This is a genomic window from Streptomyces sp. NPDC007896, assembly GCF_042959425.1.
Classification (GTDB): Bacteria; Actinomycetota; Actinomycetes; order Streptomycetales; family Streptomycetaceae; genus Streptomyces.
The window spans coordinates 506,446-528,078 of sequence record NZ_JBIBKX010000001.1 but is presented as its reverse complement, the minus strand read 5'-3'; the positions used below and the strand labels follow the sequence as shown (position 1 = coordinate 528,078).

Sequence of the window (21,633 nt, the reverse complement as noted above, 5' to 3'; positions counted from 1 at the left end):
GGGTGATGCGGTCCGGGATTCTGTTGCGGGGTGGGTTTCGCGCGCGGTTCTTGGCTGCCGGTCGGTGGGGGCCGGGCGCGCGGTTCCCCGTGCCCCAAAGGGCTTCGGGGCGGGCGGCGTTTACGGGCGAGGGCGCGGGGCGTGCCCCACTCGCCCCCGCCCGCGTCTTTCAGCCCGTCCGGCGTTCGAGGGCGGGGCTGTTCACTCGTTCTGGTCGGAGGCCTCGGCCTCGGGCTCGGCCGCGGGCTCGGGGGCCGGCGTCTCCGGGAGTTCGGCGGAGAGGGCGGCGGCGGCCTGGACGAGGGGGAGGGCGAGGAGGGCTCCCGCACCCTCGCCGACCGTGACCCCGTGGTCGAGCAGGGGTTCGAGGGCCATACGGTCCAGGGCCTTCGCCTGGGCCGGCTCGCCACTGTTCTGGCCGGCCAGCCACCAGTCCGGCGCCCGGAAGGCGACGCGCTGCCCCACGAGGGCGCACGCGGCCGAGACGACCCCGTCGAGGATCACCGGCATCTTCCGCACCGCGCTCTGCAACAAGAACCCCGTCATCGCCGCGAGATCGGCGCCGCCCACCACCGCGAGCAGCTGCAGCTGATCCCCGAGCACCGGCCGGGCCCGCCGCAAGGCGTCCCGCACGGCCGCGCACTTGCGCATCCACGCGAGGTCGTCGATGGGCCGCCCGCCCCGCCCGGTGACCACGGAGGCGTCGGTCCCGCACAGCGCCGCGACCAGCACGGCCGCCGCGGTCGTCCCGCCGACGCTCACATCGCCGAGCACCACCAGATCCGTACCGGAGTCCGCCTCCTCGTCCGCGACCGCGACCCCCGCCCGGAACGCGGCCTCCGCCTCCTCCAGGGTCAGCGCGTCCTCGACGTCGATCCGCCCCGACCCGCGCCGCACCCGATGCCCTGCGACCTCGGCGGGCAGCTCCTGCGGATCGCAGTCCAGCGCCATGTCGACGACCCGTACCGGCACGCCGAGCCGGCGCGCCAGCACCGCCGCGGGGCTCGCGCCCTCCAGGACCGCCCGCACCAACCGGTCGGCGGTGCCCGCGGGCCGCGCCGACACACCGAGTTCGGCGACCCCGTGGTCGCCCGCGAACAGCACCACACGCGGGTGCTCGATCGGCCGCACCGGCACCGCGGACTGCGCCGCCGCCAGCCACTCACCCAGTTCGTCGAGGCGGCCCAGCGCCCCGGGCGGCACGATCTGGCGCTCCCGGCGCGCCTCGGCGTCCCGGCGCACGCCTCCGTCGGGGCGCTCGATCAGATCGGTGAAGTCGTCGAGATTAAGCGAGCTCATTCGCCGAACAGTACCGGCAGCGATCGAACACGTCCGCGCCACGTCGTTGCACCCCGGATCACGATCCGATACGTACGGTTTGTGTCGGATTGTCGTACGGCTCGATCGCGCGCCCCGCCGTCCCCCCCACCCTGCCGTCCCCAGGAGCGTCCATGCCCCCCACGCCACCCCCGAGCGCCGAGCGCCGCGCCGCCTACGCGGCCGAACTCGCCCAAGGCACCGACCGGTTCCATGAGCCGCGCCGGGAGGACTGTCCCTGGTGCGGCTCGAAGCGGCTGCGCACCCGGTTGCGGACGCCGGACCAGGTGCAGCGCAAGCCCGGCACGTTCGTCGTCGACGAGTGCGCGGACTGCTCGCACGCCTTCCAGAACCCCCGGCTCAGCGCGGAGGGGCTGGCCTTCTACCACCGGGACTTCCACGAGGGACTCGACGGCCTCACCGACCGGCTCCTCGGCGCCCGCGGCAGCAGAGGGCGCCACCGGGCCGCCGCCCGCGCGCTGCTCCGGTACGCCGAGCCGGAGAGCTGGCTCGACGTCGGCACCGGGCACGGGCACTTCCCGGCCGTCGCCCGGGAGGTCCATCCGTACACGTCCTTCGACGGCCTCGACCCCACCCGGCGGGTCGAGAAGGCACGGGCGGCCGGACACATCGAGGAGGCCCACCGCGGCCGGCTCACCGACCCGCGGATCATCGGGCGGCTGAGCGCCCGCTACGACGTCGTGAGCATGTTCCACCATCTGGAGCACACCCGCGACCCGCGCGAGGAACTGCGCGCCGCCCTGACGGTCCTGCGGCCCGGCGGTCACCTCCTCGTCGAAGTGCCCGACCCCGACTGCGCGTTCGGCGCGCTGCTGGGCAGGTGGTGGGTGTCGTACGGCCAGCCGCGCCATCTGCACCTGATGCCGCTGTCCAACCTGCTGGGCGAACTGGAGTCCCTCGGCTGCGAGATCGTCGCGACGGACCGCCGCGAACCGCACATCCCGTACGACCTCGCCGGCGCCCTCGCGCTGGCCCTCGGCCGCGTCCTGCCCGACCTCGACGCCCCCTGGCGCCCCGCCCCGCCGACCCCGCTCCAGCGCATCCTGCACACGGCCCTGGCCCGGGTGAGCGTCCCGCTGCTCGCCTCGGTCTCCGCCCTGGACCACGCGATGGCCCCGGTCTTCCGCCGCACCCGCTTCTCGAACGCCTTCCGGATCATCGCCCGCAGGCAATCCTGAGACCCGGTCAGCCCCGGTCGGTCCCGGTCAGCCCCGCAATGCCAGCGCCTGCCCCGCCACCACCAACAGCACGTGCTCGCACTCCGCCGCGAACCCCGCGTTCAGGCGGCCGAGTTCGTCGCGGTAGCGGCGTCCGGAGGCGGTGGCGGGGACGATGCCGGAGCCGACCTCGTTGGAGACGGCGACGAGGGTGCGGCGCGTGTTGCGGACGGCGGAGGTGAGTTCCTCGACGCGGGCGCGCAGCGCGCGTTCGCCGCCGCCGGCCCACTCCGCGTCGTCCCACGCGTTCACGGAGTCCATCGCGTCCGTGAGCCAGAGGGAGAGGCAGTCGACGAGAAGGGGAGGACCGGAGCCCTCCAGGAGCGGCACCAGGTCGCAGGTCTCCACCGTGCGCCAGGAGCCGGGCCGCCGCTCACGGTGGGCGTGCACGCGCGACGCCCACTCGTTGTCCCCGTTGCGAGATCCGCCCGTCGCGACGTACAGCACCTCGGGGAAGGACTCCAGACGTCGTTCCGCCTCCACCGACTTGCCCGAACGCGCCCCGCCGAGCACGAGGGTGCGGCGCGGTACGTCGGGTACGTCCTCGTAGACGCCCAAGTCCAGCGTCGTCCCGTCCGGCACCGCCCGCGCGCCCGCCGCAGCGAGCCGCCGCCGCAGTTCGGGGCCCGGCGGCACGTCGTGGTCGAGGTGGACCGCGATCACGTCCGTCGTCGGCCCGACGGCCCCGACCGCGCGCAGCTTCGCCAGGGCGTCCGGCCGCCCCACCACATCGGCGACCACCATGGCGTACGAGTCGCCGTTCTCGTCCAGTCCCGCGGGCGCCGCGCCCGGCGGCAGATACAGCAGCCGCTGTCCGTCCGGCCCGGTCACCGCGTACCCCGTGCCGGGCGAGTCCATCGGCACCGCCCGCACCCGGTGTCCGGTCAGCAGCGCCAGCTCGCTGCCGTCCGGAACCCGTACGGGCTGCGGCAGCCCGGCCGGCACCTCGACGGCGGGCCCGTCGTGCGGATGCGAGAGCAGGACCTGCCGTACGCCGCCCAGCGAGTGCCCGGCGCGGGCCGCGGCGAACGCGGCGCCGGGCGTGAGGTCGAGCAGCAGGGTGCCGTCCACGAGCAGCGCGGTGGCCGCCCGCGCGTCCTCGCCGAGCGCACTCGCACAGGCCGCACAGGGACAGTCGGGACGGGGCAGGCCCTCGGGGGCGCCGGTGCCGAGCAGAGTCAGTTCCACGCCCTGATTTTCCCGTGTCACCGTGGGTGGCGCGCGTTCGGGTGCAGCGCCCGCAGGCGCGCTGGGCCGTTCAGGACCCGCGACGCGTGCCGCGACTCGCGATCTTCTGTTCCGCACCCGGCTCAGCGCCTGGACGAGGGTGTCCAGGCCCAGTTCGTGACGACCGACCTCGGAATCAATCATCTCCCGTGCTATTTTTGTGAGCAACCGTTCAACTATGGAGGTCGGGATGGGGCGCAGACAGCTCTGGGACCGGGACGAGGTGCTGGCCTCGGCCATGCGGCTCTTCCGCCACCGGGGGTACCTCGGCGCCTCGCTGCGGGACATCGAGGAGGCCACCGGACTGCACCCGGGGAGCCTGTACCGGACCTTCCAGAGCAAGGACGGCCTGTTCCACGCCGCCCTGGACGCCTACAACGAGCGTGTGGTGCAGGGCCGGGTCCGGGTCCACCTGCTGGAGCCGGCGGACCCCCTGGCCGGCATCCGTTCGTTCTTCACCTCGGTGATCGAGACCGGCGCCGAGCCCGACCCGGGCTGCCTGCTCACCAACACCGCCGTCGAGTCCTTCACCCTTCCCCAGACCGCCGCCGGCGTGCACCACGGCCTGGCAGCGATCGAAGGCGGCTTCGCCGACGCGCTGACCCGCGCCCGGCAACGCGGCGACACGCCCCCGGACCTGGACGTCGGGACCACGGCCGCCCACCTGCTCGCGCTCTACCAGGGCCTGCTGGTGCTCGTCCGGGCCGGCCTGCCCCGCACCACACTGCACAGCGTCACCGACGGCGCGATGGCGTCGATCGGCTCCCTGAGGACCCCACGAAAGCAGGACGACCATGAGTGACACCCAGCGGCTTTGGAACGACTACGCCGCCTGCTGGTCGGCCGAACCCGCCGACCGGCTCGCCGCCCTCGGCGCGGTCGCGGTGGACGAGGTCGCCTACCGCGACCCCGGGACCGAGGTCGGCAGCCTGACCGAACTCGCTGCCTACATGGCCGGCTTCGCCCAAGCCTTCCCCGGCCACCGGTTCCGCATCGACGAAGTGCTGGAGCACCACGACCGCTCCCTCGCCCGCTGGACCCAGCTCGGCGGGCAGGACGAGACTGCGTCGACCGGCGTCAGCGCCGCCCGCCACCACGAGGACGGGCGCCTCGCCGACATCACCGGCTTTTTCCTCCCGGCGTAGCTGGACGATTGATTTCGAGGTCAGTGTTCGTAGGCGGTGAGTGATCGCAGGGCTGGCCGGCCGGTCTTGTCGTTGTGTCAGATCGCTGCGGTCAGCGCGAGGATGCGCTGCAGGATCCGGACGGTCACGCCGGTCGGGGTGCGTCCGCCGTGGCGTTCGAGGTCGAGCTGACCCTTGAGTGTCCGAATTCGCCGACTCGATCAGCTGCCGGAGCGGCTTGAACAGGTGCGATCCGGCCCGAAGGCACCAGACCCCGCTCACCGGCACTGCCAAGGCCCCGCCGCTTTTCTGTGACTTGATCGGCCGGACAGGCCCTAGGCTTCGGACGGGAGCCGGATCTTGTGCGGCTTCCGCTGTGCAGTGTGCTCATACCTGGGAGGCGTACATGGCGGCATGGACGTGGCGGTTCGAGAAGTCCGACGGGACAGAGGTCCAACCCGCGGTGCAGCCCGAGGAGTTCACCACACAGGGGGATGCGGAGTCCTGGATCGGCGAGGTCTGGAAGGACCTCCTGGAGGGCGGCGCGGACCAGGTGTTCCTCTTCGAGGACAGCACGAAGATCTATGGGCCGATGAGCCTGCACGCCGAACCGGAGTAGGCCGGCCGGGGTTGCCGGGACCGCTCCCGGCAACCCCGTTCGCCGTGCGTCAACCCCTCGCCGCCGCCTTCATCCCGTACCTACTGCTCGCCCAGCCGCACGTCGACCGTCCGCTCGGTCCCGCCCCGGACGAACGTCACCCGGGTCCGTCGGCCCGGCTTGTCGGCCGCGAGCGCCTCGGCGAGCGAGGTGAGGGTGGTGATGTCGTTCGTGCCGATCCGGGTGATGATGTCGCCGGGCCGGATGCCCGCCGTGTCGGCCGCGCCACCGGGCTTCACCTCGACCACGGCGACACCCGCGGGAGCGTAGGTCTCGTCGAGCACCGTACGGCCGGTGATGCCGAGCGCGGCCCGCCCCGAGTCGGTGACCTTGCCGGTTCTGATGATCTGGTCGGCGATCGTCCGCACCATCGAGGCGGGGATCGCGAATCCGATACCGGGCGCCGTGCTGTTCCCCAGGCTCGGGTCCGTCGCGGCCAGCGTGGGAATGCCGATGACCTGCCCGTTCAGGTTGACGAGCGCGCCGCCGCTGTTGCCCGGGTTGATCGCGGCCGACGTCTGCACCATGTTGGCGATGGTGGCCCCCGTCCCGCCGCCGGTGCTGCTCTCGCTGACGGTGCGCCCGGTCGCCGACACGATGCCCTGGGTCACGCTGGACGACAGACCGAGCGGCGAGCCCATCGCGAGCACGATCTGGCCGACCTCGACCTTCTCCGAGTTCCCGATGGTGGCCGCCCTCAGCCCGCTCGGCACCTTGTCCAGTTCGATGACGGCGAGGTCCTGGCCCGGGTAGGTGTACACGAGCTTGGCCGTCAACGCGTTCTGGCTGTTGGCCGTCGTCACCCTGAACGTCTTCTCGGTCCCGACCACGTGCGCGTTGGTGACGATGTGTCCCTGGTCGTCGTAGACCACGCCTGAGCCCAGGCCGTGGCCCGCCTGGATCTGCACCACCGAGGGCAGGACGTTCTTGATCACCTTCAGATACGCGTTCTGCAGATCGTCGGCCGCGAGCGGGACGACGGCCTGGGTCGTCCCGTCCTTCGTCCCGTTCCTCGTGCCGCCCTTCTGGGCAGGCGACCCGGCGTCGGAACAGCCGGAGAGCAGGGTGGTGGCGCAGACGAGGGCGGTCATGGGGAGCAGCAGACGCGATATGCGGGCACGGGTGGCAGCCATGTCCCGAGTGTCCCTTTCGCGGCTCTGTTCCGGCTTGTGGTGCAGGGCCGAACAGGGGGCGACCGGGCAGCGGTCAGCCGCGTACGCCGCAGGGATCGATCAGCCGCGTACGCCGCAGAGATGCAGCAGGGCCGCCACCTGGCGATAGGGGTCCGTCCGCCCGGCCCGCTCCTCCGCGGCCAGGAGAGTCTCCACGTCCTCGGGGACGGGGGCCCCGTCGGGCGCCGTGTCCGTGAAGACCCGCACGCCGTACCAGGCGTGCAACGCCGCCCCGATCCCCGCGAGCGTCGACGTCAGCGTGGCGAGCCGGTCCGCGCGGACGGCGAGGCCGAGCCGATTGACGTAGGCGTCCGTGTCGAACGCGGCCAGGGTCGCCGTCCAGTCCCCGGACAGGCCCGGCCGCATGGCCAGCGCGTCGGCGTTGCGCACCAGCAGCGAGAGCAGTCCGCCCGGGGCCAGCATCCGCGCCAGCCCCGCGAGGAGCGGGTCCGGCTCCTCGACGTACATGAGTACGCCGTGGCACAGCACCACGTCGAAGCTGCCGGGCAGGAAGTGCACGCCCGTCTCGCGTCCGTCGCCCTCGATGAGCCGCACCCGGCTCCGGATGCCCTCGGGTTCGGCGGCCAGCGCCTCCCGGGCCACGGCGAGCATCTTCGCGTCCTGCTCGAGGCCGGTCACCTGATGCCCGGCGCGGGCCAGCCGCAGCGCCTGCGTGCCCTGGCCCATTCCGACGTCGAGCACCCGCAACCGCTGCCCGACCGGGAACCGCCCTGCTATCTGCTCGTCGAGCTGCCGGGCCACCAGCTCCTGTCGTACGACATCACGCAGTCCGCCCAGCTTGCTCAGCCAGGCATCCGCCGCGCCTCCGGAGAACGATGTCGCGCTCAGGGCCGCTCTCCGCGCTTGACCTGCGGCTTGGGCAGCCGGAGGCGACGCATCTGGAGGGTGCGCATCAGCGCGTACCTGACCGCACCTTTGGTGGGCACGTCGGGGAAGCGGGCGGGCAGCTGCTTCTTCAGACGGATCGCGATGCCGATCGAGTCGACCACGATCATCACGATCACCACGAGCCACAGCAGCAGCGCGACGTTCTGCAGCGGGCCCACCCGCACCATGCTCAGCACGAGGATGACCACGGCCATCGGCAGGAAGAACTCCGCGACACAGAAGCGCGAGTCCACGAAGTCGCGTGCGAACTTCCGCACCGGCCCCTTGTCACGGGCGGGCAGATAGCGCTCGTCGCCGTTGGCCAGGGCCTGGCGCTGCTTCTCCATCTGGACACGACGTTCGTCGCGCTGCCGCTTGGCCGCCTCCTTGCGCGTCGTCGGCGTCTGGGCGACGCTGCGACGCTGGGTCTGGGCCTCACTGCGCTTGGGCGTGGGGCGGCCCTTGGGGGCCTGCGGGTCACGGGTCTGCTTGGAGTCGGTCACCTGCGCCTTGTCGGCGGGGGCCTTCTCTTCCTTGGCACGGCTTCGGAACACAAAACCCAAGGGTACGGGGTGCGGCGGCATGGACGTCGTTCGAGTGGGGAACGATCCGGCAACACCGCACGTCTGTAGTGGGACAGAGGGGACGTTGTGTACGGGTGGACCCCGAGTCCCACCTACTCCCTACGCCGGAGCGGTGCCGTACGCAGTCGTCCTTGGGGATGAGCGCATCCGTCCCCGAACAGTGCGGTAATGGATGCAGGGCCCGTACTGTGGGTTCTGTTGCAGTACCTGGAGCTGAAGTCCGTCAGAAGGGGGCGCGCGAAGCCCATGAGCGGTGTCATGAAGCGTATGGGGATGATCTTCCGCGCGAAGGCGAACAAGGCCCTTGACCGGGCCGAGGACCCGCGCGAAACCCTCGATTACTCGTACCAGAAGCAGCTGGAGCTGCTGCAGAAGGTGCGCCGCGGCGTCGCGGATGTGGCGACCAGCCGCAAGCGCCTCGAACTTCAGCTGAACCAGCTCCAGAACCAGTCCACCAAGCTGGAGGACCAGGGCCGCAAGGCGCTCGCGCTCGGCCGCGAGGACCTGGCCCGCGAGGCGCTCTCCCGCCGGGCGGCGCTCCAGCAGCAGGTGACGGACCTGGAGACGCAGCACCAGACCCTCCAGGGCGAGGAGGAGAAGCTCACCCTCGCGGCGCAGCGACTCCAGGCCAAGGTGGACGCCTTCCGTACCAAGAAGGAGACCATCAAGGCGACCTACACGGCGGCCCAGGCGCAGACCCGTATCGGAGAGGCCTTCTCCGGCATCTCCGAGGAGATGGGCGACGTCGGCATGGCGATCCAGCGTGCCGAGGACAAGACCGCGCAGCTGCAGGCCCGCGCCGGCGCGATCGACGAGCTGCTCGCCTCCGGTGCGCTCGACGACCAGTCCGGTCTGGCCAAGGACGACATCCAGAGCGAGCTGGACCGGCTCTCCGGTGGTACGGATGTAGAGCTGGAACTGCAGCGCATGAAGGCCGAGCTCGCCGGTGGTTCGCCGCAACAGGCGATCGAGGGCGGCACGGGACAGTCGCAGTCGCAGTCCCAGCCGCGGGACACCCCGCGCTTCGACAAGCAGTGACCCACACCTAGGGCGCCTGAGGAGGGCGACATGATCGTACGGATCATGGGGGAGGGGCAGGTGAGGTTGGACGACAGCCACCTCACCGAACTGAACAAGCTGGACGACGAGCTGCTCGCCGAGATGGAGAGCGGTGACGAGGCCGGCTTCCGCCGCACCCTGACCACTCTTCTCGACTCGGTCCGCCGTCTGGGCGCTCCGCTGCCCGACGAGGCCCTGGAACCCTCGGACCTCATCCTCCCGTCCCCGGACGCGACCCTCGACGAGGTCCGCGCCATGCTGACCGACGAGGGCCTGATCCCAGGCTGACGGTTCCCTCCGGGGGTGAGCGGGGGGACCTCCTCAGCTCCGGAAGTGCCTTGGCCGCGGGCCGGTGGGGGCTTGTCGCGCAGTTCCCCGCGCCCCTGAAGGGCGCTGCGTCGTCGGCGATGTCCAGAGCCCCGTTCCGCCCCCTGCAAGGGCCCCGTACCGTAAAACGAGTGAGCACCCTAGAGCGCGCGAAGTACAGACTCCGCGCGCATCCCATGGCCCTGGACGCCACCCTGGCGACCGGCGTACTCGTGACGATGATGGCCGGCTCCTTCGTCGACCCCCACGGGGAGAACGGAGCGACCTGGGGCACGCACACCCCGAACGCCCTCAGCCTCACCCTCATGGTGCTCAGCGCCGCCGCCCTCGTGTTCCGCCGCCGCGCCCCCAGAACGATCCTCGCCACGACCGGCGCCTTCTCCGCCCTGGAACTGGTGGCCAGCGACCCCAGAGCCCCGGTGGTGATGTCCGCCGTCGTCGCCCTCTACACCGTCGCGTCGGCCACGGACCGCCCCACCACCTGGCGCGTCGGCCTGCTCACGATGACGGTGCTGACGGCCTGCGCGATGCTGGTCGGCCCCCTGCCCTGGTACGCGCAGGAGAACCTCGCGATCTTCGCCTGGACGGGCATGGCCGCCGCCGCGGGCGACGCCGTACGCAGCCGCCGCGCCTTCGTGCACGCCATCCGCGAACGCGCCGACCGCGCCGAGCGCACCCGCGAGGAAGAGGCCCGCCGCCGGGTCGCCGAGGAGCGGCTGCGCATCGCCCGCGACCTGCACGACGTCGTCGCCCACCACATCGCCCTGGTCAACGTGCAGGCCGGAGTCGCGGCCCATGTGATGGACAAGCGCCCCGACCAGGCCAAGGAAGCCCTCGCGCACGTCCGCGAGGCCAGCCGCTCGGCCCTCAACGAACTGCGCGCCACCGTCGGCCTGCTGCGCCAGTCCGGCGACCCCGAGGCCCCCACCGAGCCCGCCCCGGGCCTCGCCCGCCTCGACGAACTCGCCGACACCTTCCGCAACGCCGGACTCCCCGTCGAAGTCGCCCGCGCCGACCACGGCACCACCCTCCCCGCCGCCGTCGACCTCGCCGCGTACCGCGTCATCCAGGAAGCCCTCACCAATGTGCAGAAACACGCGGGCCCGGAGGCGAAGGCCGAGATCAGCGTCGTACGTGTGGGCCCGAACGTGGAAGTGACCGTCCTCGACAACGGACCCGGGCAGGACGACGGCCCGGAGGAGGGCGGCGGGCACGGGCTGCTCGGGATGCGCGAGCGGGTCACCGCGCTCGGCGGCACCTGCACGACCGGTCCCCGCTACGGGGGCGGCTTCCGGGTCCATGCGATCCTTCCGGTCAAGAACCGCACCGCGCCCGCCCTGGGGGACTCCGCATGACCATCCGTGTCCTGCTCGCCGACGACCAGGCGCTGCTGCGCAGCGCGTTCCGTGTCCTCGTCGACTCCGAGCCCGACATGGAGGTCGTCGGCGAGGCGTCCGACGGCGCGGAGGCGCTGCGGCTCACCCGGGAGGCCCGCGCCGACGTGGTGTTGATGGACATCCGGATGCCGGGCACCGACGGCCTCGCCGCCACCCGGCTGATCAGCGCCGACCCGGGACTCGCGCACGTACGGGTGGTCATGCTGACGACCTTCGAGGTCGACGAGTACGTGGTGCAGTCGCTGCGGGCCGGCGCCTCCGGCTTCCTCGGCAAGGGCGCGGAGCCGGAGGAGTTGCTGAACGCCATCCGGATCGCGGCGGGCGGCGAGGCACTGCTGTCCCCGGCGGCCACCAAGGGGCTGATCGCCAAGTTCCTCGCCCAGGGGGACGGTTCGGACGAGGGCCGGGACTCCGCCCGGGCCGAGCGGCTCCAGGCGCTCACCGGGCGCGAGCGCGAGGTGCTCGTCCAGGTCGCGGGAGGCCACTCCAACGACGAGATCGCCGAGCGGCTGGAGGTCAGCCCGCTCACCGTGAAGACGCACGTCAACCGGGCCATGGCCAAACTCGGCGCCCGCGACCGGGCCCAACTCGTCGTCATCGCCTACGAGTCGGGCCTGGTACGCCCGAGGGTGGAGTGATCCCGGTACGCCCGAGGGCGCAGTGATCTCCGAGTTACGGCAGCGCCAGCATCCGCTCCAGCGCCAGCTTCGCGAACGCCTCCGTCTCCTGGTCCACCGCGATGCGGTTGACCAGGTTGCCCTCGGCGAGGGACTCCAGGGTCCACACCAGGTGGGGGAGGTCGATGCGGTTCATGGTGGAGCAGAAGCAGACCGTCTTGTCGAGGAAGACGATCTCCTTGTCCTCGGCCGCGAAACGGTTCGCCAGGCGGCGGACCAGGTTCAGCTCCGTGCCGATCGCCCACTTGGAGCCGGCCGGAGCGGCCTCCAGCGCCTTGATGATGTACTCCGTGGAGCCGACGTAGTCCGCCGCCGACACGACCTCGTGCTTGCACTCGGGGTGGACGAGGACGTTCACGCCGGGGATGCGCTCGCGGACGTCGTTCACCGAGTCCAGCGAGAAGCGGCCGTGGACCGAGCAGTGGCCGCGCCACAGGATCATCTTGGCGTCGCGCAGCTGCTGCGCGGTGAGGCCGCCGTTCGGCTTGTGGGGGTTGTAGAGGACGCAGTCCTCCAGGCTCATCCCCATGTCGCGGACGGCGGTGTTGCGGCCGAGGTGCTGGTCGGGGAGGAAGAGGACCTTCTCGCCCTGCTCGAACGCCCACTCCAGGGCCCGCTGGGCGTTGGAGGAGGTGCAGATCGTGCCGCCGTGCTTGCCGGTGAACGCCTTGATGTCGGCGGACGAGTTCATGTACGAGACGGGCACGACCTGCTCGGCCACCCCGGCCTCGGTCAGCACGTCCCAGCACTCGGCGACCTGCTCGGCCGTCGCCATGTCGGCCATGGAGCAGCCCGCGGCGAGATCGGGGAGGACCACCTTCTGGTCGTCGGACGTCAGGATGTCCGCGGACTCCGCCATGAAGTGCACACCGCAGAAGACGATGTACTCGGCCTCCGGGCGCGCGGCGGCGTCGCGGGCCAGCTTGAAGGAGTCACCCGTGACGTCGGCGAACTGGATGACCTCGTCGCGCTGGTAGTGGTGGCCGAGCACGAAGACCTTGTCCCCGAGTTTCTCCTTGGCCGCACGGGCGCGCTCCACGAGGTCCGGGTCGGACGGCGAGGGCAGGTCTCCGGGACACTCCACGCCGCGCTCGCTCCTCGGGTCGGCCTCACGGCCGAGCAGCAGCAGGGCGAGGGGCGTCGGCTGTACGTCGAGCTCCTGGGTCTGGGCGGTGGTCACGACACGCACCCTTTCTGTTCTGCGCTCGCTTGGATCACGGGGATGATCCAGCGGGACATTCGGACTAGCCTTTTCGTCGAAATGACGCTATCTATCATAACCGCTTCACGTCATGTTGACGATGCCCATAGTGTCGATGTGACGTGAATCCCGGAGGTTGTCCACAGGTCGCTGTCCGCGCTGCGGAGCGTGTGCGAGCATGGGAGACGAGAACGGAAAGACCACGGAAAGGCAGACTCTCGGCCCGGAATGAATCCGCGGCCCCGACGGTTGCAATCGTCGGCAAGCAGTCTCCGTACAACCCGGGAGAGAAGCAGATGTCCGTATCGGACGAGAAGACCACCGTGAGCGACGGCATCATGCTGTCCGACGCCGCCGCGGGCAAGGTCAAGGCCCTGCTCGACCAGGAAGGCCGCGACGATCTGGCGCTGCGCGTCGCCGTTCAGCCCGGCGGCTGCTCCGGTCTGCGCTACCAGCTCTTCTTCGACGAGCGCTCCCTCGACGGCGATGTCGTCAAGGACTTCGGTGGCGTCAAGGTCGTCACCGACCGCATGAGCGCTCCGTACCTGGGCGGCGCCTCCATCGACTTCGTGGACACCATCGAGAAGCAGGGCTTCACGATCGACAACCCGAACGCGACGGGCTCCTGCGCCTGCGGCGACTCCTTCAGCTGAGCCCCGGCCGACTGCCGAACGCGTAACGCGTACGAAGGCGGCGTCCCCCTCCGACAGGGACGCCGCCTTCGCGTATCCGGGGCCAGGTGCAGAACGGTACGGACCGCTCCCGCGCCTATCGCGCCCGAGGCGTCTTCACCGAGGCGCCGGCCACCTTGCCCTCCGGGATCGGCGTGCCGTCCGACCCGACGACCTTCCGGTCGCCGAGCGGCCGGTCGAGGTGCACCGTCTTCTCGTACACCTTGGCGATGAGGATGCAGATCTTGCCCTGCCACGGGGTCTCGGTCACCTTGACGGTCACCTTGTCCGTGCTCTCGCTCGCCGAGGCGGAGTAGTCCGCGCACACCCCGCCCGTGAAGCTCACGGTCAGATCCTTGCCGTCGGCCGTGTAGCCCTGCACCTTGACGTCGCGGGACGTGGGCGCCGCGGTCGGTCGCGGGCTGGGGGTGGCGGTCGGTGTCGGCGCCCGGCTCGGCTCCGGCGAGGTCAGGTACTTCGGGTCGACCGCCGGATGCGTCACCGTGAAGGCGGAGTCCGTGCCTGTCGGCCGTACCTCGAACAGCCAGGAAGGCACCAGCGTCTGGTGCCCGGACACGAAGTGCGAGGCCAGCCCGAAGACGGCCTTCTCGACGGCCACCGACTCCCGCTTCGGCACCGCCGTCGACGCGCCGCACGGCGTCTCGTCACGGTCCTTCAGCGGTACGGCACTGGCGCAGCCGCCGGGTCCCATGCGCCCGCCGCCCGGCGTCGCGAGGGAGGCCGGAGCGTTCATCAGGTCCAGGGTCTTGCGCGCGCTGATCACGGGATACGTGTCGCCCTTGACCGGCGTCTTCAACAGGCCGTTGCCGCCCACCACCTGGCCGTCCGGGCCGACCTGGACGCCGGTCGTCCAGCCGTACGTGGGCAGGCCCCCGACCTTCGGGTCCGCGTTCACCACCCGTACGGCGCCCATGAGCTCGCTCGCGTCCAGCTTGGCGTCGTCCTGGCCCAGCGCCTTCAGCACGGGCACGGCGGCCTTCTTCGCGGCGGCCTCGGTCACCGCGTGGCTGCTCGGAGAGCCGGGGTCGCTCCTGCACACCACGCCCTTGCAGTTGTCGGTGCCGGGCGCATACCGGCTGAACGTCCAGGTCCCGGGGGCCCGCCGGTTCACCTGGAGGCTGGGTCCCGAGCCGTCCTTGTCCTGGCCGACCTTCCAGGTCTCGCCGGTGAGCTTCGGGGTGCCCGCGATGTCGAGGGCCTTCGCGAGGCGGGTCACCTCGGCCGCCGTGACCTCGCCCTTCGCCGCGTAGACGGGCGCGGAATGCGGGCCGGCGGGCAGGGCGGCGTCCGCGTGGTAGGTCGTGCCGTAGGGGTTGGGCTCACCGGGCGCGATATCGCCCGTACCGCCCGTGCCACCCGTACCGCCCTCGGTGTAGCCGTCGAGGGCCAGCGGCGGGGGAGTGCCGTCGGCGCCGGGGGTCGCGGAGTGGCCGCGGTCGCTCCCGCCGCCGGACGCGGTCGCGGCGACATAGGCGCCGCCACCGCCGACGAGCAGCACCGCCGCCGCTACCGACGCGACGGCCGCCGGGGAATGGCGGCGGCGCGGCTTCGCCTGCTCGCCGCCGTCCGCGGGGGGCTCGGGCGCTTCGGTCTCGGGTCGCTCGGTGCTCACCGCATCGCTCCTTCTGGTCGTACACCGCATCCCCTTTACGGGGGACAGCGATGGGACGCAGCGGGGGAGCGCACGGTTCCCTGCGGGCGCCGTTCGGGGCCGCCCTCTTCGAGATCCTTTCGGGTCCTGTCAGTCGCCGTAGTCGGACATCGCGTCCAGCAGGCGGGCGGACGCGGGAGGCACGGTCACCCCGTGGATGCGCGACGGGGACACGGGAAGGTCAGGACGGGAGATGATCGGTTCCGGCGCCGCCCAGTGCCGAGCCATGGCGCCGTCGCCGCGCAGCGACGCCAGGTCGCCTTCGAGGTCGTGCGGAACGGAGCCGTGGACCTTGAGGTTCGTCATGACGGAACCGTATGCACGCCGAGCGTTACGAAGAAAGACCTACTATCGGGTAGTTTTGACCGCTTCAGAGGGCACGTGCCGACCGGGTAGCGTGAACTGTCAATCCCCCTCCGTCGCAGGAGCGTGTCCTCGCCGTGCGTATCGCAGTCACCGGCTCCATCGCCACTGACCACCTCATGACCTTCCCCGGCCGTTTCGCCGACCAGTTCGTCGCGGACCAGCTGCACACGGTCTCCCTGTCCTTCCTGGTCGACAACCTCGACGTACGCCGGGGTGGCGTCGGCGCGAACATCGCCTTCGGCATGGGACAGCTGGGCACCCGGCCGATCCTGGTCGGGGCCGCGGGCTCCGACTTCGACGAGTACCGGGCGTGGCTCGACCGCCACGGCGTCGACACCGACTCGGTCCGGATCTCCGAGGTGCTGCACACCGCGCGCTTCGTGTGCACCACGGACTCCGACCACAACCAGATCGGCTCCTTCTACACGGGCGCGATGAGCGAGGCCCGGCTGATCGAGCTCAAGTCGGTCGCGGACCGGGTCGGCGGCCTCGACCTCGTCCTGATCGGCGCCGACGACCCGGAGGCGATGCTCCGCCACACGGAGGAGTGCCGCTCCCGCACGATCGCCTTCGCCGCGGACTTCTCGCAGCAGATCGCCCGTATGAACGGCGACGAGATCCGGATACTGCTGGACGGGGCGACCTACCTCTTCTCCAACGAGTACGAGAAGGGGCTCATCGAGTCCAAGACCGGCTGGAGCGACGAGGAGATCCTGTCGAAGGTCGGTCACCGTGTGACGACCCTCGGCGCACGGGGCGTGCGCATCGAACGGGCCGGTGAGGACCCGATCGAGGTCGGCTGCCCGGACGAGGAGCGCAAGGCGGACCCGACGGGCGTCGGCGACGCGTTCCGCGCCGGTTTCCTCTCCGGCCTCGCCTGGGGAGTCTCCCTGGAGCGCGCCGCCCAGGTCGGCTGCATGCTCGCGACACTGGTCATCGAGACGGTCGGCACCCAGGAGTACCAGCTCCGCCGCGCCCACTTCATGGACCGCTTCACCAAGGCGTACGGCGACGACGCGGCCATCGAGGTCCGGGCCCACCTGGCCTGATCACCGAGGTCCGGGCCCGCCCGGCCTGATCAGGACAGCCTTCCGGCCGACCGCCTAGGACACCCGGCGGACCACATAGGCGAAGCCGTGGTCCGCCGGCTCCTCCCCGACGTACTCCTGCCCCCGCATCTCGCACCACGCCGGGATGTCCAGGCGGGCGGCCTCGTCGTCCGAGAGGACGCGAACCGTGCCGCCCACCGGCACGTCCCCGATGACCTTGGCCAGTTCGATGACCGGGATGGGGCAGAGCTTGCCGAGGGAGTCCACCACGAGCGCGTCGGAGTCGGAGGGGGACGGGGAGGGCGCCGCCGACGCCGTCGGGGCGCCAAGTTTCTCGCGTACGTCCGCGACCGCGCCCGGCAGCACCGACAGGAACCGGTCGATGTCCTCGGACGGCGTACCCGGCGGCAGCGAGATTCGGACGTTGCCCTCGCTCAGGACGCCCATCGCCTTCAGGACATGGCTCGGGGTCAGCGTGCTGCTCGTACAGGAGGAGCCGGAGGAGACCGAGAAGCCCGCCCGGTCCAGTTCGTGCAGGAGTGTCTCCCCGTCGACGTACAGGCAGGAGAAGGTGACGATCCCCGGGAGCCGGTGAACCGCGTCCCCGACCACCTCCACGTCCGGGACCAGTTCGGGCACCCGTACGCGGATCCGTTCCGTCAGTTCCCGCAGGCGCGCGGCCTCCGCGGCCGCCTCCGCCCGTACCGCCCGCAGCGACGCCGCCGCGGCCACCACGGCCGGGATGTTCTCGAAGCCCGCCGCCCGCCCCGACTCCCGCTCGTCCACGGGCCCTTGGGGAGCGAACCGCACCCCCTTGCGCACGACGAGCAGTCCGACCCCCGAAGGGCCGCCCCATTTGTGGGCACTTGCCGTCAGGAGGGACCAGTCGCCCTCCACCCGGCGCCAGGGCAGTGACTGCGCCGCGTCCACCAACAGCGGCACCCCCGCCGCCCGGCACGCCTCCGCGACCTCCCGCACCGGCTGCTCCGTCCCCACCTCGTGGTTGGCGGACTGGAGGCACGCGAGCGCGGTGTCGGGGCGCAGGGCGGCGGCGTAGGAGGAAGGGGAGACGGTGCCCGCGCGGTCGACGGGCACCGTCGTCACCGAGCCGCCCGCCGCCTCGTGGACCTCTGCCGAATGGAGTACCGACGAGTGTTCGACAGCTGACACGATCAGGTGGCGTCCGACGCGCCGGCGGCCCGCCAACGCACCCTCGATCCCGGAGTGCACCGCCCGGGTGCCGGACGAGGTGAAGGTCAGCTCGTCCGGGCGGCACCCCACCGCCTCGGCCGCCGCCTCGCGCGCCGCGTCGAGCAACAGCCGGGCCCGCCGCCCCTCCCGGTAGAGCCGCGCGGGATCGGCCCACCCCTCGTCGAGTGAGGCCTGCAGGGCCTGCCGGGCGACGGGATGAAGAGGAGCAGCGGAAGCAGCATCGAAGTAGGCCACACCCCAACGCTAAAGCCCCGGTCAGGGCAGCGCCTCAGAGGGGCGCGGGGCTGTGACATCTGCGGCTCCGCCGCGGGGCGCGACAAGCCACAACGAGCCCGCAGCCGCCGAAGGACCTGGTCGACCGGGCTACGAGGCACCCGAACCCCCCGTCAGAAAGCGACCCAGGGCGGGGCATCCCACCCCTTCAGAGTGACCCGCGGCGCGTTGGGCACCCTCCCCGCGCGACCCCAAATAGCGTCCAGTAGGGTTTGGTCCGCATAAACATCCAAACCCCTGCCCGACGCAGGGCGGCGACCGACCAGCGAGAAGGCCGCAGCCAACCGCGCGGGCGAGACTCTCGGGAAGGCGCTACGTGAGTCCCAACGGCTCCGACCGCTCGCCGCGGCGCCCGATGCGGCGGAAGCTGCTGCAGGCACTGACTGCGGGCCTGGTCCTGGCGACCGCCACCGGTTGCACATACAAGGACTTCCCCCGCCTTGGTATGCCCACCCCGACCACAGAAGAGGGTCCGCGGATCCTCTCCCTGTGGCAGGGGTCGTGGGCGGCCGCGCTCGCCGTTGGCGTGCTGGTGTGGGGCCTGATCCTGTGGAGTGTGTTCTTCCACCGGCGCAGCCGCACCAAGGTCGAAGTTCCTCCGCAGACCCGGTACAACATGCCCATCGAGGCGCTGTACACGGTAGTCCCGCTCATCATCGTCTCGGTGCTGTTCTACTTCACCGCCCGCGACGAGACGAAGCTCCTCAGCCTCAAGCCGAAGCCCGACGTCACGGTCAACGTGGTCGGCTATCAGTGGAGCTGGGGCTTCAACTACATCGAGGACGTTCCCGGTGTCACCGGCAACGCCAAGATCGACCCGAACCTGCGTGCCATTCCGGACCGGTTCAAGAAGGACTTCCCGGCGAACGCCGGTGGTGTCTACGAGGTCGGTACGCCGGGTGAGCGGAACCCGCAGACGGGCAACCCCGGTCCGACCCTCTGGCTGCCCAAGGGCAAGACGGTCCGCTTCGTCCTCACTTCGCGTGACGTCATCCACTCCTTCTGGGTGGTGCCGTTCCTGATGAAAATGGACGTCATCCCGGGCCACACCAACTCCTTCCAGGTGACCCCCAACAAGGAGGGCACCTTCCTGGGCAAGTGCGCCGAGCTGTGCGGCGTCGACCACTCCCGGATGCTCTTCAACGTGAAGGTCGTCTCCCCCGAGCGCTACGAGGCCCACCTCAAGCAGCTCGCGGCGCAGGGACAGACCGGTTACGTCCCGGCCGGCATTGAGCAGACGGGCCACGAGAAGAACCGGGAGACGAACAACCTGTGAGCATCCTCAACGAACCTCAGGGTGCCGGGGCAGCCGAAGACTCGTACGAGAACGAGCTGCCGGTGCGGCGCAAGCAGCCGGGCAACGTCGTGATCAAGTGGCTCACCACCACTGACCACAAGACGATCGGCACGCTCTACCTCGTCACGTCGTTCGCGTTCTTCTGCATCGGTGGCGTCATGGCGCTGCTGATGCGCGCCGAACTGGCTCGCCCCGGCACGCAGATCATGTCGAACGAGCAGTTCAACCAGGCGTTCACGATGCACGGCACGATCATGCTGCTGATGTTCGCGACGCCGCTGTTCGCCGGCTTCACGAACTGGATCATGCCGCTGCAGATCGGCGCGCCCGACGTGGCGTTCCCGCGGCTGAACATGTTCGCCTACTGGCTCTACCTGTTCGGCTCGCTCATCGCGGTCGGTGGCTTCCTCACCCCGCAGGGCGCGGCCGACTTCGGCTGGTTCGCCTACAGCCCGCTGTCGGACGCGGTCCGCTCGCCGGGCGTCGGCGCCGACATGTGGATCATGGGTCTGGCCTTCTCCGGCTTCGGCACGATCCTCGGTGCGGTCAACTTCATCACCACCATCATCTGCATGCGCGCCCCCGGCATGACGATGTTCCGCATGCCGATCTTCGTGTGGAACGTGCTGCTCACCGCGGTGCTGGTGCTGCTGGCCTTCCCCGTGCTGGCCGCCGCGCTGTTCGCGCTGGAGGCGGACCGAAAATTCGGTGCGCATGTGTTCGACGCCGCCAATGGCGGAGCCTTGCTATGGCAACACCTCTTCTGGTTCTTCGGCCATCCAGAGGTGTACATCATCGCTCTACCATTCTTCGGCATCATCTCCGAAGTCATCCCGGTGTTCTCCCGCAAGCCGATGTTCGGCTACATGGGCCTGATCGCCGCGACGATCTCCATCGCCGGTCTGTCCGTGACCGTGTGGGCGCACCACATGTACGTCACCGGTGGCGTACTGCTCCCGTTCTTCTCCTTCATGACGTTCCTCATCGCCGTGCCGACAGGCGTGAAGTTCTTCAACTGGATCGGAACGATGTGGAAGGGGTCCTTGAGTTTCGAGACCCCGATGCTCTGGGCGGTCGGCTTCCTGATCACCTTCACCTTCGGTGGTCTGACCGGTGTCATCCTGGCCTCGCCGCCGATGGACTTCCACGTCTCGGACTCGTACTTCGTGGTGGCGCACTTCCACTACGTGATCTTCGGTACGGTCGTGTTCGCGATGTTCTCCGGATTCCACTTCTGGTGGCCGAAGTTCACCGGCAAGATGCTCGACGAGCGCCTCGGAAAGATCACCTTCTGGACGCTGTTCGTGGGCTTCCACGGCACGTTCCTGGTGCAGCACTGGCTGGGTGTCGAGGGCATGCCGCGTCGCTACGCGGACTACCTCGCCGCAGACGGCTTCACCGCGCTGAACACGATCTCGACGATCAGCTCGTTCCTGCTCGGCCTGTCGATCCTGCCGTTCTTCTACAACGTGTGGAAGACCGCCAAGTACGGCAAGAAGGTCGAGGTCGACGACCCGTGGGGTTACGGCCGCTCGCTGGAGTGGGCCACGTCCTGCCCGCCGCCGCGCCACAACTTCCTCACGCTGCCGCGGATCCGTTCCGAATCCCCGGCCTTCGACCTGCACCACCCGGAGATCGCCGCTCTCGACCAGCTCGAGAACGCCGGTCACGGTGAGAAGGCCCTCGCTGGTGGCAAGGAGGCCGGCAAGTGAAGGTCCAAGGCAAGATGTTCCTCTGGCTGGCTGTCTTCATCCTCGTCATGGCGATCGTCTATGGCGTGTGGTCGAAGGAGCCGGCCGGCACCACGGCGCTGTTCCTGGCCTTCGGCCTGAGCGTGATGATCGGCTACTACCTGGCCTTCACGGCCCGGCGGGTCGACCAGCTGGCGCAGGACAACGACGAGGCCGATGTCGCGGACGAGGCCGGCGAGGTGGGCTTCTTCAGCCCGCACAGCTGGCAGCCGCTCGCGCTCGGTGTCGGCGGCGCGATCGCCTTCATGGCCGTCATCTTCGGCTGGTGGATGCTGTACTTCGGGTTCCCGCTCATCCTGATCGGCCTGTGGGGCTGGGTCTTCGAGTACTACCACGGTGAGAACCGCACCCAGTAGCACGCTCGCGGTCCCGTAGCGATCGCTGGACACCCCGGAAGCCCGGATTCTCCTGACGGAGAGTCCGGGCTTCCTCTTTTGCCGCACGTCGCATCCCCCACACGGCTCACTCGCCGC

The 21,633-nt window shown here is 70.5% G+C and carries 22 protein-coding genes and 1 pseudogene; 13 read left to right on the top strand and 10 right to left on the bottom strand.

Translation table 11 applies throughout. From position 1 onward, the window contains the following. Positions 1 to 201: 201 nt before the first annotated feature. Positions 202 to 1,299, bottom strand: a complete 1,098-nt coding sequence (gene cobT / locus ACFZDJ_RS02415; protein ID WP_391055500.1) for a nicotinate-nucleotide--dimethylbenzimidazole phosphoribosyltransferase — start codon at positions 1,297 to 1,299, stop codon at positions 202 to 204. Between the two features lie 152 nt (positions 1,300 to 1,451). Here cobT and ACFZDJ_RS02410 point away from each other — a divergent pair, with 152 nt between their 5' ends. Further along, entirely contained in the window at positions 1,452 to 2,516 is a 1,065-nt protein-coding gene (locus ACFZDJ_RS02410) for a methyltransferase domain-containing protein (protein ID WP_390928020.1), read from the top strand. Between the two features lie 27 nt (positions 2,517 to 2,543). Here the strand turns inward: ACFZDJ_RS02410 and ACFZDJ_RS02405 are convergent, their stop codons facing one another. Then, the gene (locus ACFZDJ_RS02405; RefSeq protein WP_391055497.1) at positions 2,544 to 3,743 is read right to left on the bottom strand and encodes a bifunctional adenosylcobinamide kinase/adenosylcobinamide-phosphate guanylyltransferase; all 1,200 of its coding nucleotides are present in this window, start codon (positions 3,741 to 3,743) and stop codon (positions 2,544 to 2,546) included. Between the two features lie 229 nt (positions 3,744 to 3,972). On the opposite strand from ACFZDJ_RS02405, the gene ACFZDJ_RS02400 reads away from it, so the two are divergent. Together ACFZDJ_RS02400 and ACFZDJ_RS02395 are read left to right on the top strand one after the other, a co-directional pair. Continuing rightward, positions 3,973 to 4,584, top strand: a complete 612-nt coding sequence (locus ACFZDJ_RS02400; protein WP_391055494.1) for a TetR family transcriptional regulator — start codon at positions 3,973 to 3,975, stop codon at positions 4,582 to 4,584. Next, positions 4,577 to 4,927 carry a nuclear transport factor 2 family protein gene (locus tag ACFZDJ_RS02395; RefSeq protein WP_358541088.1) on the top strand — a complete coding sequence of 117 codons (351 nt, stop codon included), beginning with the start codon at positions 4,577 to 4,579 and terminating at the stop codon, positions 4,925 to 4,927. The genes ACFZDJ_RS02400 and ACFZDJ_RS02395 overlap by 8 nt, the downstream gene beginning before the upstream one ends. A gap of 77 nt (positions 4,928 to 5,004) precedes the next feature. Here ACFZDJ_RS02395 and ACFZDJ_RS02390 read toward each other — a convergent pair. Next, positions 5,005 to 5,167, bottom strand: a pseudogene (locus tag ACFZDJ_RS02390) (IS982 family transposase); the annotation flags it as partial. Between the two features lie 145 nt (positions 5,168 to 5,312). On the opposite strand from ACFZDJ_RS02390, the gene ACFZDJ_RS02385 reads away from it, so the two are divergent. Beyond that, positions 5,313 to 5,525: a hypothetical protein gene (locus ACFZDJ_RS02385; protein WP_054231569.1), complete on the top strand. Its 213-nt coding sequence runs from the start codon at positions 5,313 to 5,315 to the stop codon at positions 5,523 to 5,525. A gap of 80 nt (positions 5,526 to 5,605) precedes the next feature. On the opposite strand, the gene ACFZDJ_RS02380 is transcribed toward ACFZDJ_RS02385, so the two are convergent. From ACFZDJ_RS02380 to ACFZDJ_RS02370, 3 genes are all read right to left on the bottom strand, one after another. Further along, positions 5,606 to 6,697: a trypsin-like peptidase domain-containing protein gene (locus ACFZDJ_RS02380; RefSeq protein WP_391055490.1), complete on the bottom strand. Its 1,092-nt coding sequence runs from the start codon at positions 6,695 to 6,697 to the stop codon at positions 5,606 to 5,608. 99 nt (positions 6,698 to 6,796) lie between these two features. Further along, positions 6,797 to 7,498, bottom strand: coding sequence for a methyltransferase domain-containing protein (locus tag ACFZDJ_RS02375; RefSeq protein WP_390928030.1), 702 nt, complete (start codon positions 7,496 to 7,498; stop codon positions 6,797 to 6,799). Between the two features lie 83 nt (positions 7,499 to 7,581). Further along, positions 7,582 to 8,208, bottom strand: a complete 627-nt coding sequence (locus ACFZDJ_RS02370) for a DUF3043 domain-containing protein (protein ID WP_168508244.1) — start codon at positions 8,206 to 8,208, stop codon at positions 7,582 to 7,584. A gap of 246 nt (positions 8,209 to 8,454) precedes the next feature. Here ACFZDJ_RS02370 and ACFZDJ_RS02365 point away from each other — a divergent pair, with 246 nt between their 5' ends. The 4 genes from ACFZDJ_RS02365 to ACFZDJ_RS02350 all read left to right on the top strand — a co-directional run bounded on the left by ACFZDJ_RS02365 (position 8,455) and on the right by ACFZDJ_RS02350 (position 11,629). Continuing rightward, entirely contained in the window at positions 8,455 to 9,246 is a 792-nt protein-coding gene (locus tag ACFZDJ_RS02365) for a PspA/IM30 family protein (RefSeq protein ID WP_101408192.1), read from the top strand. A gap of 30 nt (positions 9,247 to 9,276) precedes the next feature. Next, positions 9,277 to 9,555 (top strand): hypothetical protein, encoded by a 279-nt coding sequence (locus ACFZDJ_RS02360; protein WP_168490655.1) that lies wholly within the window; start codon positions 9,277 to 9,279, stop codon positions 9,553 to 9,555. 170 nt (positions 9,556 to 9,725) lie between these two features. After that, positions 9,726 to 10,949, top strand: coding sequence for a histidine kinase (locus ACFZDJ_RS02355; RefSeq protein ID WP_390928033.1), 1,224 nt, complete (start codon positions 9,726 to 9,728; stop codon positions 10,947 to 10,949). After that, the gene (locus tag ACFZDJ_RS02350) at positions 10,946 to 11,629 is read left to right on the top strand and encodes a response regulator transcription factor (protein ID WP_101405587.1); all 684 of its coding nucleotides are present in this window, start codon (positions 10,946 to 10,948) and stop codon (positions 11,627 to 11,629) included. The genes ACFZDJ_RS02355 and ACFZDJ_RS02350 overlap by 4 nt, the downstream gene beginning before the upstream one ends. 34 nt (positions 11,630 to 11,663) lie before the next feature. On the opposite strand, the gene nadA is transcribed toward ACFZDJ_RS02350, so the two are convergent. Then, complete coding sequence (gene nadA, locus ACFZDJ_RS02345; RefSeq protein ID WP_391055487.1) at positions 11,664 to 12,848, bottom strand: quinolinate synthase NadA; 1,185 nt, start codon at positions 12,846 to 12,848, stop codon at positions 11,664 to 11,666. Positions 12,849 to 13,165: 317 nt separating this feature from the next. On the opposite strand from nadA, the gene ACFZDJ_RS02340 reads away from it, so the two are divergent. Continuing rightward, positions 13,166 to 13,522, top strand: a complete 357-nt coding sequence (locus ACFZDJ_RS02340) for an iron-sulfur cluster assembly accessory protein (RefSeq protein ID WP_054231562.1) — start codon at positions 13,166 to 13,168, stop codon at positions 13,520 to 13,522. Positions 13,523 to 13,637: 115 nt separating this feature from the next. Here ACFZDJ_RS02340 and ACFZDJ_RS02335 read toward each other — a convergent pair whose 3' ends face one another. Both ACFZDJ_RS02335 and ACFZDJ_RS02330 read right to left on the bottom strand, forming a co-directional pair. Then, positions 13,638 to 15,173: a hypothetical protein gene (locus ACFZDJ_RS02335; RefSeq protein ID WP_391055484.1), complete on the bottom strand. Its 1,536-nt coding sequence runs from the start codon at positions 15,171 to 15,173 to the stop codon at positions 13,638 to 13,640. Between the two features lie 129 nt (positions 15,174 to 15,302). Continuing rightward, positions 15,303 to 15,518 carry a hypothetical protein gene (locus ACFZDJ_RS02330; RefSeq protein ID WP_390928039.1) on the bottom strand — a complete coding sequence of 72 codons (216 nt, stop codon included), beginning with the start codon at positions 15,516 to 15,518 and terminating at the stop codon, positions 15,303 to 15,305. A 134-nt stretch (positions 15,519 to 15,652) separates the two neighbouring features. Here ACFZDJ_RS02330 and ACFZDJ_RS02325 point away from each other — a divergent pair, with 134 nt between their 5' ends. Next, complete coding sequence (locus ACFZDJ_RS02325) at positions 15,653 to 16,627, top strand: carbohydrate kinase family protein (RefSeq protein ID WP_075026442.1); 975 nt, start codon at positions 15,653 to 15,655, stop codon at positions 16,625 to 16,627. Between the two features lie 54 nt (positions 16,628 to 16,681). Here ACFZDJ_RS02325 and ACFZDJ_RS02320 read toward each other — a convergent pair whose 3' ends face one another. Continuing rightward, positions 16,682 to 18,073: an aminotransferase class V-fold PLP-dependent enzyme gene (locus tag ACFZDJ_RS02320; RefSeq protein WP_390928041.1), complete on the bottom strand. Its 1,392-nt coding sequence runs from the start codon at positions 18,071 to 18,073 to the stop codon at positions 16,682 to 16,684. Between the two features lie 355 nt (positions 18,074 to 18,428). On the opposite strand from ACFZDJ_RS02320, the gene coxB reads away from it, so the two are divergent. From coxB to ACFZDJ_RS02305, 3 genes are read left to right on the top strand one after another with little or no spacing between them, the layout of a single operon-like run. Beyond that, positions 18,429 to 19,388, top strand: coding sequence for a cytochrome c oxidase subunit II (gene coxB / locus ACFZDJ_RS02315; RefSeq protein ID WP_143601407.1), 960 nt, complete (start codon positions 18,429 to 18,431; stop codon positions 19,386 to 19,388). Beyond that, positions 19,385 to 21,121, top strand: coding sequence for a cytochrome c oxidase subunit I (gene ctaD / locus ACFZDJ_RS02310; RefSeq protein WP_054231556.1), 1,737 nt, complete (start codon positions 19,385 to 19,387; stop codon positions 21,119 to 21,121). The genes coxB and ctaD overlap by 4 nt, the downstream gene beginning before the upstream one ends. Then, a complete protein-coding gene (locus ACFZDJ_RS02305; protein ID WP_390928044.1) occupies positions 21,118 to 21,516 on the top strand; it encodes a cytochrome c oxidase subunit 4 in 399 nt (132 codons plus the stop codon). The genes ctaD and ACFZDJ_RS02305 overlap by 4 nt, the downstream gene beginning before the upstream one ends. Positions 21,517 to 21,633: the final 117 nt, after the last annotated feature.

Bases quoted from the DNA above. Each gene is read 5' to 3' on its own strand.
- cobT (WP_391055500.1), bottom strand. From the start codon at position 1,299: ATGAGCTCGCTTAATCTCGACGACTTCACCGATCTGATCGAGCGCCCC.
- ACFZDJ_RS02380 (WP_391055490.1), bottom strand. From the start codon at position 6,697: ATGGCTGCCACCCGTGCCCGCATATCGCGTCTGCTGCTCCCCATGACC.
- ACFZDJ_RS02395 (WP_358541088.1), top strand. From the start codon at position 4,577: ATGAGTGACACCCAGCGGCTTTGGAACGACTACGCCGCCTGCTGGTCG.
- ACFZDJ_RS02385 (WP_054231569.1), top strand. From the start codon at position 5,313: ATGGCGGCATGGACGTGGCGGTTCGAGAAGTCCGACGGGACAGAGGTC.
- ACFZDJ_RS02340 (WP_054231562.1), top strand. From the start codon at position 13,166: ATGTCCGTATCGGACGAGAAGACCACCGTGAGCGACGGCATCATGCTG.
- ACFZDJ_RS02350 (WP_101405587.1), top strand. From the start codon at position 10,946: ATGACCATCCGTGTCCTGCTCGCCGACGACCAGGCGCTGCTGCGCAGC.
- ACFZDJ_RS02410 (WP_390928020.1), top strand. From the start codon at position 1,452: ATGCCCCCCACGCCACCCCCGAGCGCCGAGCGCCGCGCCGCCTACGCG.
- ACFZDJ_RS02330 (WP_390928039.1), bottom strand. From the start codon at position 15,518: ATGACGAACCTCAAGGTCCACGGCTCCGTTCCGCACGACCTCGAAGGC.
- ACFZDJ_RS02370 (WP_168508244.1), bottom strand. From the start codon at position 8,208: ATGCCGCCGCACCCCGTACCCTTGGGTTTTGTGTTCCGAAGCCGTGCC.
- ACFZDJ_RS02365 (WP_101408192.1), top strand. From the start codon at position 8,455: ATGAGCGGTGTCATGAAGCGTATGGGGATGATCTTCCGCGCGAAGGCG.
- ACFZDJ_RS02360 (WP_168490655.1), top strand. From the start codon at position 9,277: ATGATCGTACGGATCATGGGGGAGGGGCAGGTGAGGTTGGACGACAGC.
- ACFZDJ_RS02400 (WP_391055494.1), top strand. From the start codon at position 3,973: ATGGGGCGCAGACAGCTCTGGGACCGGGACGAGGTGCTGGCCTCGGCC.